Source organism: Sporofaciens sp. JLR.KK001, from assembly GCF_036941055.1.
GTDB lineage: Bacteria > Bacillota > Clostridia > Lachnospirales > Lachnospiraceae > Sporofaciens.
Window position 1 is genome coordinate 442,695 of record NZ_JAYMNO010000001.1, and the last position, 15,390, is coordinate 458,084.

Annotated in this window: 14 protein-coding genes; 6 read left to right on the plus strand and 8 right to left on the minus strand. The window is 39.5% G+C overall.

What is annotated here, in order from left to right; all coding sequences use genetic code 11:
- The first annotated feature begins 42 nt into the window (after nt 1-42).
- Nucleotides 43-927 carry an LCP family protein gene (locus VSQ62_RS02385; RefSeq protein ID WP_334632993.1) on the plus strand — a complete coding sequence of 295 codons (885 nt, stop codon included), beginning with the start codon at nt 43-45 and terminating at the stop codon, nt 925-927.
- A gap of 36 nt (nt 928-963) precedes the next feature.
- The gene (gene srtB / locus VSQ62_RS02390; RefSeq protein WP_334632980.1) at nt 964-1,788 is read left to right on the plus strand and encodes a class B sortase; all 825 of its coding nucleotides are present in this window, start codon (nt 964-966) and stop codon (nt 1,786-1,788) included.
- 201 nt (nt 1,789-1,989) lie between these two features.
- On the opposite strand, the gene VSQ62_RS02395 is transcribed toward srtB (VSQ62_RS02390), so the two are convergent.
- Nucleotides 1,990-3,324 (minus strand): IS110 family RNA-guided transposase, encoded by a 1,335-nt coding sequence (locus VSQ62_RS02395; RefSeq protein WP_334632994.1) that lies wholly within the window; start codon nt 3,322-3,324, stop codon nt 1,990-1,992.
- Nucleotides 3,325-3,715: 391 nt separating this feature from the next.
- On the opposite strand from VSQ62_RS02395, the gene VSQ62_RS02400 reads away from it, so the two are divergent.
- On the plus strand, nt 3,716-4,402 hold the full coding sequence (locus VSQ62_RS02400; RefSeq protein WP_334632995.1) for a hypothetical protein: 687 nt from the start codon (nt 3,716-3,718) through the stop codon (nt 4,400-4,402).
- A 397-nt stretch (nt 4,403-4,799) separates the two neighbouring features.
- Here VSQ62_RS02400 and VSQ62_RS02405 read toward each other — a convergent pair whose 3' ends face one another.
- The 5 genes from VSQ62_RS02405 to VSQ62_RS02425 all read right to left on the minus strand — a co-directional run bounded on the left by VSQ62_RS02405 (nt 4,800) and on the right by VSQ62_RS02425 (nt 11,231).
- Entirely contained in the window at nt 4,800-6,488 is a 1,689-nt protein-coding gene (locus VSQ62_RS02405) for an AAA family ATPase (RefSeq protein WP_334632996.1), read from the minus strand.
- 263 nt (nt 6,489-6,751) lie between these two features.
- Nucleotides 6,752-8,212, minus strand: coding sequence for a transposase (locus VSQ62_RS02410; protein WP_334632997.1), 1,461 nt, complete (start codon nt 8,210-8,212; stop codon nt 6,752-6,754).
- Nucleotides 8,213-8,519: 307 nt separating this feature from the next.
- Nucleotides 8,520-9,374, minus strand: coding sequence for a hypothetical protein (locus VSQ62_RS02415; RefSeq protein WP_334632999.1), 855 nt, complete (start codon nt 9,372-9,374; stop codon nt 8,520-8,522).
- A 91-nt stretch (nt 9,375-9,465) separates the two neighbouring features.
- On the minus strand, nt 9,466-10,287 hold the full coding sequence (gene srtB, locus VSQ62_RS02420) for a class B sortase (protein ID WP_334633000.1): 822 nt from the start codon (nt 10,285-10,287) through the stop codon (nt 9,466-9,468).
- Nucleotides 10,288-10,322: 35 nt separating this feature from the next.
- Complete coding sequence (locus VSQ62_RS02425) at nt 10,323-11,231, minus strand: LCP family protein (protein WP_334633002.1); 909 nt, start codon at nt 11,229-11,231, stop codon at nt 10,323-10,325.
- A 568-nt stretch (nt 11,232-11,799) separates the two neighbouring features.
- On the opposite strand from VSQ62_RS02425, the gene VSQ62_RS02430 reads away from it, so the two are divergent.
- From VSQ62_RS02430 to VSQ62_RS02440, 3 genes are all read left to right on the plus strand, one after another.
- Nucleotides 11,800-13,287, plus strand: a complete 1,488-nt coding sequence (locus VSQ62_RS02430; RefSeq protein WP_334633004.1) for an IS4 family transposase — start codon at nt 11,800-11,802, stop codon at nt 13,285-13,287.
- 356 nt (nt 13,288-13,643) lie between these two features.
- On the plus strand, nt 13,644-14,087 hold the full coding sequence (locus VSQ62_RS02435; protein ID WP_334633005.1) for a DUF4869 domain-containing protein: 444 nt from the start codon (nt 13,644-13,646) through the stop codon (nt 14,085-14,087).
- Nucleotides 14,077-14,505 (plus strand): ABC transporter ATP-binding protein, encoded by a 429-nt coding sequence (locus VSQ62_RS02440; protein ID WP_334633006.1) that lies wholly within the window; start codon nt 14,077-14,079, stop codon nt 14,503-14,505. Before VSQ62_RS02435 ends, VSQ62_RS02440 begins: the two co-directional genes overlap by 11 nt.
- 126 nt (nt 14,506-14,631) lie before the next feature.
- Here VSQ62_RS02440 and VSQ62_RS02445 read toward each other — a convergent pair whose 3' ends face one another.
- Together VSQ62_RS02445 and VSQ62_RS02450 are read right to left on the minus strand one after the other, a co-directional pair.
- Entirely contained in the window at nt 14,632-14,859 is a 228-nt protein-coding gene (locus VSQ62_RS02445) for a hypothetical protein (RefSeq protein WP_334633007.1), read from the minus strand.
- A gap of 1 nt (nt 14,860) precedes the next feature.
- Entirely contained in the window at nt 14,861-15,301 is a 441-nt protein-coding gene (locus VSQ62_RS02450; protein ID WP_334633008.1) for a hypothetical protein, read from the minus strand.
- Between the last annotated feature and the right edge of the window lie 89 nt (nt 15,302-15,390).

The following is a 15,390-nucleotide window of genomic DNA, read 5'->3' on the forward strand; positions in this document are numbered from 1 at the left end:
ACATAGAAATCGGCATATTTCCACCTCATAAAACAATTCGATGTGGAAGACACTCCCGAAACCAGGAAGGAAGGCCTCTTTATTACATATAAAGGGAAAGAATATCAGTACAACGAGGATGTGATCAATTTCCTTTGTCTGGGGATCGACAACAGCACCCCGGTGGAGCAGGCCAACGAGATAAAGGGACAAGGGTTGGCGGATGCGATCATTCTGGTGAGTATTAATGTGGAGAGTGGGAAGATTAAGATATTGGCGGTGCCGAGAGATACTTACGTACCGGTTAAGGTTTACAATGATGAAGGTAAATTTCTCCGAGAAAAGAACATGCAGCTAACTCTCCAGTATTACTATGGCAAGACCGCTGAGGATAGTTGCGAATTGATGGTAAATGCGGTTTCTAATTTGCTTTTTAAGGTTCCGATTCAACGCTACTGTGCAATTAATCTGGAGGCAATTCCTATTCTGAACGACGCGATCGGCGGAGTGGATGTCCAGGTGTTGGAGGATGTTGAGGTTGGCGGTAAGCCATACCATGCCGGAGATATCCTTCATTTACAAGGGAAGATGGCGGAGGATTATATTCGCGACAGAAATACAGATGTTTTTGCCAGCAGTATGGGAAGATTGGAACGCCAGAAGCAGTATATGACGAATTATTTTGCAACGGCTATGGCGCAGGTAAAGGGAGACTTAACGCTCCCCGTTTCTATATATCAGTCTTTGCAGGGAAATATGTATACCAATGTTTCTGTAGAGGATATCACATATCTTGTTCCTGAGTTGCTGGATGTAGCGCTTACTGCCGAGGATATGTCAATGATTCCGGGCGAAGTAACGCAACCGGATGAACATGAAGCATATATGGTGAATTCGGAGCAGTTAAAGGAGCTTGTAGTGAACTTCTTTTATGTAGAAGTTCTATAGATACAAATGATTTATGAATTTCAGGAGGATAAACCAATGGATTATGATAAGCCTGACCAAAGAAGACCTGTCAGGAGAAGGAAAAAATCTTCCGGTAAAGCCGGATTGATCGCAGCTATTGTAGCTATAGTGGTTGTAGCAGCAGCCGGAACTGGTTTCTATGTATATTCTTCTAATCAGAAAAAGGAGACGGCAGCGTCAGAGAAGGCTAAAAAAGCTGACCCGGAGGAAACGCAGGAACAGTATGAAAAGTTAAAAGAACAGGTTGCTGTTGATGCAGACGATCCAATGTTCAGAAAGATTGATTTTGCAGCTGCCCAAGCAGTAAATCCGGATGTATATGCCTGGATCTGGATACCAGGTACCAATATTGATTATCCAATTCTTCAGAGCGCTACAGAAGACGATGCATACTATCTGAATCATACGATAGAGAAGAAGGAAGGTCTTCCGGGAACTATTTACACAGAGAAATATAATTCCAAAGAATTTACAGATCCAGTAACCGTAGTCTACGGACATAATATGAAAAATGGAAGTATGTTCGCGGATCTTCATAAGTATGAAGACAAGGCATTCTTCGACAGCAATCCGTATATTTATATTTATTTGCCAGATAAAGCGATAAAATACAGGGTATTCTCGGCAACACCGTTTGATGACCGTTATATATTGGGAAGTTATAGTTTCGTTTCCCCAACAGATTTTCAGGAATATTTGGATGAATTGAGAAGCGGTATCAGCGGCAATGTAAATGCAGATGTGAATGTGTCCCAAGGTACGGGGATCTTGACGCTGTCAACTTGTATCGCAGATTCAGCGAACGAGAGACTTTTGATAAACGCGACACGGGAAGAATAATAGTTAATTGAGGGATATTAAGGCCAACAAAGCTTTAATATATAGTCACACAACGTAACAGAAAATATGGAAGTCCAGCTAAGAAATGTCAATAGTTAAAATGAAAAATGTTAAAAAAGTTTTTTTCAAACAGTTGATGTAAAAAAGGGTAACTTTAATAAACCTACTTATGTGGAAATTTAAAAAATTGATGAGAACCTCTTAAGCTGCGTTCTGTGCCTTGCCAGGATGCGCTGCAAAATATTGCTCGCAGTGTTCCTGAGGAGTGATGATCTTAAACGGTTTATTATCTCGGAGCATGGCAAAAATGATGTTGCAGATTTTATGCATGACAGCCCCGACAGCCACGTTTTTCTTCTTGCTTTTGCATTTGTCGGCATAGTAGCTGTGGATCACCGGATTTACTGGTGTTTTCGTCCCTTTGTCCACCTTTAGGTTATTAAGAGCCACCATATGCAGGATACGTCTGGCAAGACTGGACCCCCTCTTGGACATGTGGACCTTGTCACCATTGAACTTACCGGACTGCTTTACGGCGGGATCCAGGCCGAAGTAGGCATAAAGCTTCTTCGGGGAAGAAAACAGGTCAAAAGATCCCATTTCCGCAATCAGGACAACCGCGCTGAGGAAACCGACACCCCGTAGGGACTGGAGAAGGACGATGCGATCATAGGCCGGTGTCCCTTCCAGCTTATCAACAGCCTTATGCAGTTCTTTCAGTATGCTGTCCAGATACTCCTGGTATTCCCGATAGGTTTTGATATACAGCCGGATCCGGAGCGCGCTGCTTGGAAGTGAACGTCCGAAAACAGCGGCATCCTTTGCGGCGGCGCATATAGCATCATATTTGGCAAGGGCATACTTTTCCCCAAAGCGTGCCGTGCTGCGGATGGTTTTCACAAGCTCGTCTTTTGGAGCGGCAAGCATGTCCGCCGCAAGGGGGTAAGCTTCCAGAAGCTTTAAGGAAGTCTGCGTCGTGATCTTGCTGAACACCTTTAGGTATGCGGGGAAGGACACTTTGAGTTCCGCATGAAGCTTCAACACGATGGCGGATTGCAGATCCTTGAAATAATAGTAGTCACGCACGAGATTGCGCAGGTCAATGATTGTGTCATCCGGGACAATGGAAGTCTTAAGAGAGGCATCCAGGCCGACTTTAGCAGCTTTTTTTGAATCAAATTTATCATTATGCAGTTTCCTAATGTTCATATTTGTGCTATTCTTAGTAATGATAGGATTAATGACGGAGCAGTCAAACCCTTTATCACGAAGGAAGCACAGGAGCGGGATGTGATAGATCCCGGTGGACTCAAGGAAGCATCGGCTTTCGAGAGAATACGTCTCTTGTGCTTCCTTAATTTTTGTGACGGCAAGCTCACGGGACTCAGGATCCGAGTGAAGGATCTTAAAAGGTTTTCCTGTGAGAATGCCATTGGGGAGCATGATGGACATCCATGTGAAATCAGCGCCGACATCAAGCCCGACTGAGAGGTAGGGGATGCTTTCGAGCATCTTGAGTACTTTTTGAGAGTGCATCGTTTTATCCTTTCCGGCAGGCATCCATTTCCAGAAGATGGCTACACAACCTAGCGGCTTATACAGGTATAGCCTGGGGCTTCCCAACCAGCCAAAACATAAATCACCACCGAATGGACTGACAGACTTTCTAAGAGGTTTCACCAGCTACAAGGCTGGTTCCCAAGGAGAATACGTCAATGATCCTGCCTTCAGTGATTATACCTCTATATTTTGTCTGGCGCATTAAGGAAACCTCAGACAAGGTAAATAATGTTGCCTTATAACTTCTGATGGAGGGGGAATTCCTCCTTCCGTTATATCTATATAGATTTATTAGATTGGACTTTGTAACTATTAACCAGTAGTCATTCTTGACTACACCATTATTATACTAGGAGAAAATAAGGATATGAAAATGAAAAAGTTAGTAGCCCTTGCAGTAGCAGGAATGCTTTGCTTGGGTATGTCTGTAACTGCTTTTGCTGCTGATAGTGTTACACCAGAAGATGCTGGAGCAGTAGCAGTAGATAAGGATGGTAACACAATTACGATTACAGCTAGTGATCTTAATGCGGAAGCACAGGAAGTTGTAGATAAGTGGGAAGCAGATCCAGAGACACTTAAGGCTGACGTTGAGAAGGCTGTTGAAGGTACTAACATCACTCTTAAAGAGAATGCAGAGTACGCAGTAATTGGCGCATTCGAGTATGAAGGCGGCCTTACACCGGGAAGCGAAATTACATTTGATGTAAGCGCTATGCTTCCTAATGGTCTTGAAGAAGGACAGACACTTTATCTGATGCATGGTATGCCAGATGGTTCATGGGTATTGGTAGAGACTACTGTAAAAGATGGTAAGGCAACAGCTCAGCTTGACAGCTTATCACCAATCGCTTTCGTATTAGCTTCTGACGGTACACCAATCGTTAATCCTAATCCACCAGTAGATCCAGTAGATCCGGCAGATCCAAATGCAGATGATTCTATTACTGTTGACGAGCTTGTTAATCTTATCGTAGATAGATTAAAAGCTAACAACGTAACAGTTAACCGTACTGTAGTATCTAGCAGAGTTTCACCAAAGACTGGTGAGTAATCTATAAATTACAAATGACAGGGAGCTTACCCCTGTTCGATAAAAAATAAGCAATATGATATGACATAACAGGTCTGTTATTGTGTGTGATATTGAAAAGAGCATTCCGTCTTCGGCGGATGCTCTTTTTTTAGATAATCAGATTATATAGACAGCTAATGAATGGTGCTGTGATATTACACATATAATCTTAGCAAGCTCAGACAGATTGATTCCTGAAGCTGTCAGAATAGCTTTTAACTCAATGTATCGTTCCTTCAATTCTTCGTACAATTCCGATTGCTTATTTTATTAGTTGTTTAGGGAGTCTTCTTCTAGTTTTCAAGTGACGTAGACTCCCTTTGATTTTTTAATTATAATCTTATTGCATTGCCTGTTTCGTTGTATCTTGCAACTTCTAAGATTTCACAACCATACATTCTTTTTCGCAAAATGCTATGCCATATTTTATTATTTTTTTCATCCCTTTATGCTGAAGACCGGCAGCATATTTTCGGGTTTCAATCTGTGCCAGTGCATCATCACACCCTTTTTCCAAATTACCGTCTTCTACATATTTAAGCTCTATTACGACGCCAATCTTACCCGGAATACAAATTGAAATATCGCTGTAGCCTTCACCTAGCTCTGCATTTGATTGAATCAACCAATCACTTTGGCTCTGTAAGAGCCCCAAGACCATACCATGATAAAAATTTTCTTTCATATTCATTCTTACAGCCGTATCCCGGACGCTGATAGAATTCCACAAATAATCATGCAGCATTTCTCTTATCAATGCAACATCACCATTGGGGAAAGCCATGCAGAACGTTTCTATTCTTGATAAATCAGCCCTTGATGTTTCCTTAAACCAATCTTTGACCTGTGTAATAAAGAGATCCATGATCTCGGCATTTGGTATTTTTAATCGATAATCTTTTGCAGAAATGCGTTCCGAAATCGTCAGGTATCCGGTCATCAGCAGTACACTCCAAAGATTCTCAATGCTATCATCAAGTTCCTTATATGTCAATTCTTGCTTTACTTCTTTACAAATAGACTTACCAGCTATTAATTGCTCAATCTCATCTCGAGTTGTCTGATCAGCTTTCGCAATAAACCGCCGAATCATATCATTCCCGCTAGTATTCGCCCAGTAATTTTCTGGAATCGCATTCCTATTTTTCTTCAAAGCTTGTATATATTTTATAACATCCCAAGGGCAATAAATCGAAACATTACCAAATTGATAGCCATCATACCAATCTTTTATAACTTCAAGCATTTCTTTCTGACTGTAGTAAGCAAGTAATTCCTTGACCTCATTATCAGTAAAACCGAAACCATCGTTGAAATATTCATCTGTAACTGTCATTACATTCAGATTGTTCAATCCAGTAAAAATACTCTCTTTGGAAATGCGCAAGCACCCGGTAATAACTGCAAAATAGAGATTATCATTCGTCTTTAAGACATTGCCAAATAAATTCCGGATCAATCGGACCATTTTATCATAGTAATCATTTTGAAATGCCTTATCCAGAGGGACATCATACTCGTCGATAAGTATAATGACCTGTTGATTATAATATTTTGACAGAAGGTCGGAAAGGACTTTAAGGCTTGTTAATATAATGTCCTCCTCCATTGTAAACTTACCCTTCGCGTTGACATTTATCAGTGCACGAAAACGTTTTTTCTCATTTTCCGTCAATATATTACTTTCTTCAAGAAATTGGAAACGCATAGCTTCTGTTCCGATTATGGCGCGTAATGCGTCGATTGCTTCTTGATAATTATCTCCGTCTATGCTTTTCATTGTAATAGATATCACGGGGAATTGGCCCATATATTTATCACATAATTCTTTTTCTTGAAATATATTTAGTCCGTCGAACATACTTTGATCACGTCCGATTTCAAAGAATGTTCTTAACATACTCATCATAAGAGTTTTTCCAAAACGTCTCGGACGGGTAAAGAGATTTACTTTCCCTCGGTTATATAATAGTTCAGCGATGAACATTGTCTTATCAATGTAATAATAATTCTGGCGTGAAAAATCCTCAAAATTTTCAACTCCGATAGGCAGAAGTTTTGTCATGAATATGCTCTCCCCTTTTCTCCTTTACCTTTAAGCTCCGTTCTTTATCATCATTGTATACTAACTTGGATATGTAATGCAAGTCTAAATCATTTAAAGCAGCTCTGACGCTTAAATTTATACTTACACTCTCAGAGTACATTGGATTTTATTTTCTCATTTTGCTTTATCAACGCAATCTTATTTAAGCCATAAAATCCCTGTATTCTGCTTTTTTTACTTTTGTCGTTATCTGCTCCTTCACCACCTTTCCACATGGTCCTCTATATCAACCGTATTTGTATCTTTTTAGCGATCTCTTCCTTGTATTCTCTCAATGGAGTCTCTTTCATGGATTCCAGTATCCTCCTGTGCTTTTGCTCCCTACTCTGCTTTACCTTTTTCCATATTTTTTCCCAAGCCTCCATGATCTGGCTGATCATGTGCCCAATCTGGATCAGATAATAATGGTTTTTCAGTGCCTGATAATTCCTGCTGTACTGGTGTTCCAGATGGTATCCCTGCCTTTTCTGCGCGTTAAACCCATCATTCTCGATTCTCCATCTCATCCTTCCTAGCTCCACCAGTCCTGCCACATTTTTTCTGGTGATTGGCAGATCTGTGAGAAACCAGAATTCTTTCCGGATCGTTTCTGCTTTTCCCTTTTTCCTGCCCTTTTTGCAGATATGCTCCCCGCTTTCTCCATACTCTGCCAGATTTACCTGATGTCCTTTATAATCTATATCTGTCACGTAATCATACCATTCCTTCCCAGTCTGTGTTTCGCGCTCCTGGTAATTCTTCTCCATTTCTTTCAGTTCTCTGTATTCTTCCCCAATGCTCGGGATGCTCCCCTCCTTATACCGCAGGATATACCGCCAGTTTTTTCCTTTGCATCTCTCAAAGAAACCTTCACAGGCATACAGACTGTCCCCGCACAGGCAGATCGGCAACCTTGGAAACGCTTTTTTCAGCTTTTCCATTAAACGCCAGCAGGCCTTCCTTTCACAGTCCTGTTTCTCCATTTCTTTTCCCTCTTCATTATCCACAAATTCCGTCTGAATACTGATCAGGATTTTCGGATGCAGTACCAGCTTTGCTTCCAGCACATAATAATAGTTCTCCTGATACTCTTTTTCCGTCCCCTTGTTATGGGTCCGGTGCAGGCTTTTCCCATCCAGTTCCCTCCGGCTGCTGCAAAGCTGCGTTCCATCTATGATCACCTGCCAGTACTTGCCCCTGATTCGCATATTTTCAAAAGCCCGGCTGCAAAGAAGCCTGCTGCAAAGGCGGTTTAAGATGTCCTGCAATTTTTCCGGATCTACTTTTTCCAGATACCGGTTGATGGTTTCCCAGTAGGGAAGCTCCTCCACGGTCTGTTCCTCCCCGGATAGATGCCAGATGTTTTTGATCATTTCACTGGAATTGAATTCTTCACTTGTTTTCCTCATACTGCTGATGTAAAATAGAGAAGAAAGGATACGGGTCATAAGAAGTAACACAGCAGGATAGGTAATATAGCTCTGGTTTCTGGGATCTGGAATCTGTTTTAACAGGGGTAAAAGATCTGGGAAAAAATGCCGGATTAGCTTGGCTAATTCACATGCAAGGTTCAACTGTTCCAGGTGTTCCCTAACCTCTTTTCTTCTGATTTTTATTCTTGCTTCATAGTAAAACCTCCTCTCTTTTATGGTGGTGCGAAAAAATAGTTGTCTGGCTACTTCTATTATCGCGCATCTTCCCATAAAATGGGAGGTTTTTTTATTAATTTTTTTTAAGCGTCAGAGCTGAGCAAGCAAGGGGGCATCAAATTTCTAGCGCTGCAGAGCAGCGGGGTATTTGACCCTTGTGGCAGTCGCCAAATGTGCATACAAGTATGCACATTTGGCTCGTTACTCGCGGGAATAAAAAAGAATTCGTTATATAGTAAAAGAGCATCCACCAAAAGTGGAATGCTCTTTTCAATATCACACACAATAACAGACCTGTTATGTCATATCATATTACTTATTTTTTTACAGGGTTAAGCTCCCCTTTTTAGTAAACTGGAGATTACTCACCAGTCTTTGGTGAAGCTTTTCCAGAAGTTGCCGTACGATCAAACTTTACAGCTCCATTAGCCTGTAATTTCTTTACAAGCAGTTCTGCAAGCTGATCAGCAGTAATCTGTCCATTTCCATCAGGAGTTACTGTTGGCTGATTTGTGTCACCAGGCTGCTGTGCCGGAGGTGTTACCTGGGCAGAACCATCAGAATTAACTCTTAAAATAGCAACAGGTGACAGCTCTGTAAAGCTATGCTCTACATAAAATTCAGATGATGCTGCATCCCATTTTACTTCGCCTTCATATACTTGCCAAAGACCATCTACTTTGTGCATAATGCGAATCTGCTGACCTACTGCCAAATTCTCTAACCTCTTGTTTAAAACAAATTTAACTGTTAAAGGATGTCTTGGGTCAACAGGATTAGCATTACTTGGATTCTTAATATTTAACTCAACGAGATCAGCTATTTCAATCAATACATCTGAATTTGCTAATTCATCTACTGCTGCTCTTTGTTTCTCTAATTCTGCAATCTCTCCAGCTCTGTCTGGATCACCAAGCTGCTTCAAATATTCTAACCTTGTTCCATAATGTTCAGAACTACGCTTAAGAGTATCTTTAACAGCATCACTGGCGTCTTCTGCATCGGCAGAATCCCATCCATCATACTGTGTACCACGAAGTGTACCATTTGCCCATTCTGGTACATTAGTTACATCCAAATCTACATTCTGTCCATCTTTTGAAGTAGCGCTGTATGCATCTTCTGGTCCAACACTAGGTGCTGCAAGAGCTACGGTGGACATCCCCAAGCAAAGAGCGCCAGCTAATGCAAGGGCTGTTAACTTTTTCATTTTCATGTTCTTATTTTCTCCTTCCATATTTTCTGTTACGTTGTGTGACTATATATTAAAGCTTTATTGGCCTTAATATCCCTTAATTAATTCTCCCCTATTGCTCCAATGTTGCATTTACTAAGAACCTTTCATTTGCTGAATCTGCAATACAGGTTGAAAGTGTCAGAATGCCGGTCTGTAATGATACATTGACATCCATATTCACATTCCCGTTGATCGTGCTTCTCAATTCATCCAGGTATTCCTCAAACTCCATTTGATCTGAGAAATTATAACTGCCAAGCAAATACCTGTCATCAAACGGTGTTGCCGCAAATATGTGATACTTCAATGTTTTCTCTGGCATGTAGACATATACATAAGGATTTGCGTCAAAAAATGCTCTATCCTCATATTTGTGAAGGTCTGCAAACATACTGCCATTCTTCATATTGTGCCCATAGACTACGGTAACCGGACTGGAAAATTCTTTTCCATTGTATTTTTCCGTATATATCGTTCCCGGAAGACCTTCCTTTTTCTCTATTGTATGGTTCAGATAATATGCGTCATCCTCCGTCTCGCTCTGGAGAATCGGATAATCAATATTCGTACCAGGTATCCAAATCCAAGCATACACATCTGGATTCATTTCCTGCGCAGCCGCAAAGTCTATTTTTCGGAACATCGGGTCATCTGCATCGACGGCTACCTGTTCTTTCAATTTTTCATAGGATTCCTGCGTCTCCTCGGGATCTGCTTTTTTTGCCTTTTCTGCTGCTGCAGCTTTTTTCTCTTGATTGGAAGTATGTACAAAGAATCCAATCCCTGCGCCCGCTAATATGACTACGATTGCTATAATTGCTACAACCAATCCGGTTTTTCCGGAAGATTTGCTTCTTCTTCCTCTCCTATGTTCGGGATTCTCATAATCCATGGGTTCATCCTCCTAAATTCTAAAATCTTTTGTATTTACAGTACTTCTGTATAAAAGAAATTCACTACAAGCTCTTTCAATTGTTCTGAATTCACCATATATGCTTCATGTTCATCCGGCTGTGTTACTTCTCCCGGAATCATCGACATATCCTCCGCTGTAAGCGTCACATCCAACATCTCAGGCGCCAGATACGTGATATCCTCTACCGAGATATTCGTATACATATTCCCCTGCAAGGACTGATAAATGGATACCGGAAGCGTAAGGTCGTTTCTTACATGCGCCATCGCTGTTGCGAAGTAATTCGTCATATACTGCTTCTGGCGTTCCAGACGGCTCATGCTGCTGGCAAAGACGTCGCAATCCCTGTCCCGAATATAATCCTCTGCCATCTTCCCCTGCAAATGGATGGTCTCTCCGGCATGATAGGACCTGCCGCCAACTTCAACATCTCCAAGCACCTGTACATCAACCCCGCCGATTGCGTCGTTAAGAATCGGGATAGCCTCCAGATTAATTGCACAGTAGCGTTGGATCGGAACCTTGAACAAAAGGTTAGAAACGGTATTTACCATCAGTTCACAGCTATCTTTGGCGGTTTTGCCGTAATAGTACTGAAGAGTGAGCTGCATGCTCTTTTCACCCAGGAACTTGCCCTGGTCGTTGTACATCTTGACCGGTACATAGGTATCTCTGGGAATCGCAAGGATCTTAATCTTCCCACTCTCCACATTAATACTCACCAGAATGATCGCATCCGCCAACCCTTGTCCCTTTATCTCGTTGGCCTGCTCCACCGGGGTGCTGTTGTCGATCCCCAGACAAAGGAAATTGATCACATCCTCGTTGTACTGATATTCTTTCCCTTTATATGTAATAAAGAGGCCTTCCTTCCTGGTTTCAGGAGTGTCTTCCACATCGAATTGTTTTATGGGCTGCAAAATCGTTGACTTTAACGGATATTAACGGGTATTAGGAGACTAAATATACGGATTTATACGAATACTTGAAAACTCAACGGGTTAATCTATAATTAAAATGATAAAATTGACAGTTATTAATGATTTGCGTATAATAGGTATAGATTGGAAAAAGTAAAGTTTTGTCGTTATAATTTGATAATTTTATATTAGGAGATGAATAAATGGAAAAACATTTCTTTGGATAGAGGACCGCAAAGACAAAGCAAGTTATATGTTTTGGAAAACATTTATAAAAAAAATATGCAGATATAAAGAAGAATGTTATATTGCTAGACATTATATGTTTTGAATATATTCTTTTGGAATTTGATAAACTTATCAAATGGATTTATGCACCAGATGATGAATTTCTGGTAAAACGGATAAAGGCAATCCGTGCAAGAGAATTATTACTCATACTTCGCAACCTGAATTTGTGCTGTGTTAGTTGAAAATACAGAGAAAATCAAAAATAAAAAGGTATAAGCACTCTGTTTTTGTTATAATGGAATTAGCCGAAAACCATTTAAAAACGGAGGCTTATACCATGAATAGCATAGCAGAAATCTTTGATAATAGCAAACAACTCTTAGATAGTATTGAAAATTTTTTTGATAAGTACATTGGTCGTCCCCTTCTTAGGAAATGTGGTGTCATAAAAATGGTCGATGACATTTTTGTCAACAGCGGGATGACATACTTTGATAACCCGATTTCCCGTCTGCTGGGTGATCTGAAACAATCACCCGTCCTTGAGAAAGTTGTGAGTGCCAAGGATCTGCTTATCGACAAACTTCTCGTGTGTTTTGCCCCTGCAAGTGCGTATCTGATGTTTAAGACGGACACATTCTTCCGGGATTATAAGCAAGACACATTTTACCGTTTTGATAAGCTTCCCGGAGCTAACTGGGAAAGGCTGCAATTGGAAACAGCAAAAAATGTCATTTTAGATATAGAGTCACAGACCACAGACAAACATATCAATGCTCTGATTTTTGATGATTCTTTATATGCGCGGACCGGCGGAAAGGGAACCGAATTATGTGCCAGGGTTTTTGACCATAATGATCATAAGACCCGTCTTGGATACCGCATGATGACTGGTGGATGGACAAATGGAGAGACATTCATTCCTTTTGCACAGTCCCTTTTGTCAACGCGCGATGAGAAACAAATGGTTGGACCCAATGTCCGAATCGATTGCCGTACACTACGCGGAAAGCGCCGGGCAATGGCAAAAACAAAGGGAACCCTTGTTGTCCAACATATGGTAAAGCAGGCACACAAAGCAGGGATACCATTCGATTATGTCCTGTTTGACACATGGTTTTCCAGTCCATCCCAGCTGGCTGCGCTCAAGGGGATAGGAACAGATGTCATAGCGATGATCAAAAAGAACAGCACGAAATATATCTGGAGAGATCCCGCAACAGGCGAGGAGAAAAAACTGAATGTAAAAGAAATCTACAGCAGGAACAAAAAGCGCAGGGGGCGTTCCAGATACCTCCTGTCTGTAGATATTATCATTCCTGACAGTACCGGGAATGCCATGAAGGCAAAACTGGTCTACGTACGGAATCACAGCAACCGCAAGGACTGGGTATGCTTTGTATGCACTGACATGACCTTAGATGAAGAGAAAATCCTCCGTGCGTACACGATGCGCTGGAAAATTGAAACCTATTTTAAAATGTCAAAGAGCTATTTAAAACTTCGTACGGAATGCCACAGTACAAGCTATGATGCCATTACTTCACATATGGTAATCGTTGCAATACGGTACATGATACTGGCAATTGAGCGTTTCCAAAATACAGATAACAGAAGTCTGGAAGAACTATTTTATGAGGTACAGCGGGATATCATAAATGAAATGATGGACTGTGCAATCATTCTCATTTTGGACATCATGCTGCAGAGTGTGAAACAGCATTTCAAAGCTTCGGATGAACAGATCAACGGACTGCTCTGTACATTTATCGGCAATCTCCCCACACCGTGGAGAGAACGCTTTACTATGCCCACTGCGGCATAAAGCTATTTTATTTTTACTATTGCAAGGCTTATAAAATCGTAATGATAAGCAGTTTTAGGTTGCGAAGTATGAGTTATTAGTTAAATCTATTCAATCTGAAACATTCGATTATAAGACGATTCAGGAAATTATAAAGTATGACAATCATCTTGATAACCATAATATAGAACAATTGTCTGCAAAATTATTATTTGATCTGACAAGGAATACAGGTTTTGAGGTATCTAAGGGAATGATTGGGAAATGTTGGATTGATTCATGCTGTAATTGACACGAAAGAGAAGAAAATGATATCTGTGGGTTGGATGAGAACAATTAAAATATAAATTTTCAAAAATGGGAATGGAGATAATGTAGTGATTACAATTTACAAGGATAAAAATGATATATCTGATGATATGGAATATGTTGAATTAAATGATATTTTTTTTAATCAAAAGACAATATTAAAATTAGATAATTATGCAAAAGAAATTATTGAAAAAGTTGATGGTTCAAAACTTCTCAGCAAGTATAAAATTATGTCTAAATTTAATGAAGTGGCGTTGGATATAGATTGCTTATCAACAGGGTGCAAAACTATTTTAAATGTATTATATTTTCCAAATAAAGTATTTTGCATGAAAGAATGTGGAGATAATGCAATAGAATTGCTATATAGTTTGAAAAACGGAAATATCTACAGTGATTATGCAATGATACCCTTTGATATGCCTGCTGTGAGAGTAGCTAACAATTCCAAATACCATATAATTAATGATTATGAAGAATTAAAGAAGTGGTGGGAAAATGAAATGTGAACCAAAAGTGATGAAGTATTTCTCAACAATTCATACTTCATTTGCAATAAATTTTGTATTTTCTAATAATATTACTATTCTTATCGGACTTTCAGCTGCCGGGAAGACAGCCGCATTTTCATTTATCAGAGAATGTATGGCTATAAATCCTCAAATTGTATGTCTGAATTACTTGGATTATCAAAAAGATATTAAAGAAATGCTAACACAAATGAAAAATAAGATGATTGTGATTGACAATGCAGATATTTTATTAGACGATGAAACAAGAAAATTTATCTCTTTAGATGAAAATAATCAATATCTTATTATAGGTCGCAATCCCAAAAATCTTTTTACTACCAAAGATAATTTGTTTGAATTGGTAAGTAATAAAAATGAAGATGTAACAGAATTTTGGATTCAACCATATCTCTGATACTTCCAAGATCAAATTTAAAAAGCTTGGGTACTTAATGAAACAAGTAGTCATTAGATGCGTTATGTCATTAGATATTTAGGGAGTCTTCTTCTAGTTTTCAATTGACATAGACTCCCTTTTTAATTATAATCTTATCGCATTGCCTGTAAAAGGGTGTGATTTTTCATATTCAGAAGCTTCTTTGCTTATTTCTTCTGGTGATTTTTTATCAAAATAGTCTCTTTGCCATTTTGTATAATCAAATTTTTCTCGTATGATAACGGAAATAAATTGTTCTGCTTCAACAATTCCCATCTGTTGAGTTAAACATTCCATTCCTTTGCGCATGATTTCTGAAGTAGTTACATTCATATTATTCGCCCTCCATTTCTGTAACAAATTCAATCGGTGAAACCATTTTGATTTCCTTGGTATTATATTTTAATAACCGTATATCTGTTGAAATAAAGTATTCACATCCTGCATATATAGCTGATGCAACATGACAAGCATCCTTAAACTTAATTCCTGTCTGCATAATTTCAGATGCTTTTGTCTCAATTTCTACTTTACGTTCTACCCCAACATATGCAAATGTATTCTTATGGATAAAATCTAAAATTGTATTACGTCGCATTTCAAATGGATTATTGTTACATTCATATCTTAACATATATGATGCAACCAACTCGAACTGTTTTTCTTTTATTAATTTTTGTATATATAGCTTGGATTGTGTTTCCATAAACACTTTCAGTTGTGCTTGGTCATCATATGGTCTATTGTAGCAACACATATCAAGATAAATTCTCAATATATCATACCTCCAGTTTAATTATTCAAAGAGAAAAGTTTTAATATCAATAGGATAACATAAATTCATTGTTTTTACTACTTTTTAAT

What these genes read in the sequence shown, in the direction of transcription:
- srtB (WP_334632980.1), top strand. Translation starts at nt 964, where the DNA reads ATGGATTATGATAAGCCTGACCAAAGAAGACCTGTCAGGAGAAGGAAA.
- VSQ62_RS02395 (WP_334632994.1), bottom strand. Translation starts at nt 3,324, where the DNA reads ATGCACTCTCAAAAAGTACTCAAGATGCTCGAAAGCATCCCCTACCTC.
- VSQ62_RS02400 (WP_334632995.1), top strand. Translation starts at nt 3,716, where the DNA reads ATGAAAATGAAAAAGTTAGTAGCCCTTGCAGTAGCAGGAATGCTTTGC.
- VSQ62_RS02405 (WP_334632996.1), bottom strand. Translation starts at nt 6,488, where the DNA reads ATGACAAAACTTCTGCCTATCGGAGTTGAAAATTTTGAGGATTTTTCA.
- VSQ62_RS02410 (WP_334632997.1), bottom strand. Translation starts at nt 8,212, where the DNA reads ATGGGAAGATGCGCGATAATAGAAGTAGCCAGACAACTATTTTTTCGC.
- VSQ62_RS02415 (WP_334632999.1), bottom strand. Translation starts at nt 9,374, where the DNA reads ATGAAAATGAAAAAGTTAACAGCCCTTGCATTAGCTGGCGCTCTTTGC.
- srtB (WP_334633000.1), bottom strand. Translation starts at nt 10,287, where the DNA reads ATGGATTATGAGAATCCCGAACATAGGAGAGGAAGAAGAAGCAAATCT.
- VSQ62_RS02430 (WP_334633004.1), top strand. Translation starts at nt 11,800, where the DNA reads ATGAATAGCATAGCAGAAATCTTTGATAATAGCAAACAACTCTTAGAT.
- VSQ62_RS02440 (WP_334633006.1), top strand. Translation starts at nt 14,077, where the DNA reads ATGAAATGTGAACCAAAAGTGATGAAGTATTTCTCAACAATTCATACT.
- VSQ62_RS02445 (WP_334633007.1), bottom strand. Translation starts at nt 14,859, where the DNA reads ATGAATGTAACTACTTCAGAAATCATGCGCAAAGGAATGGAATGTTTA.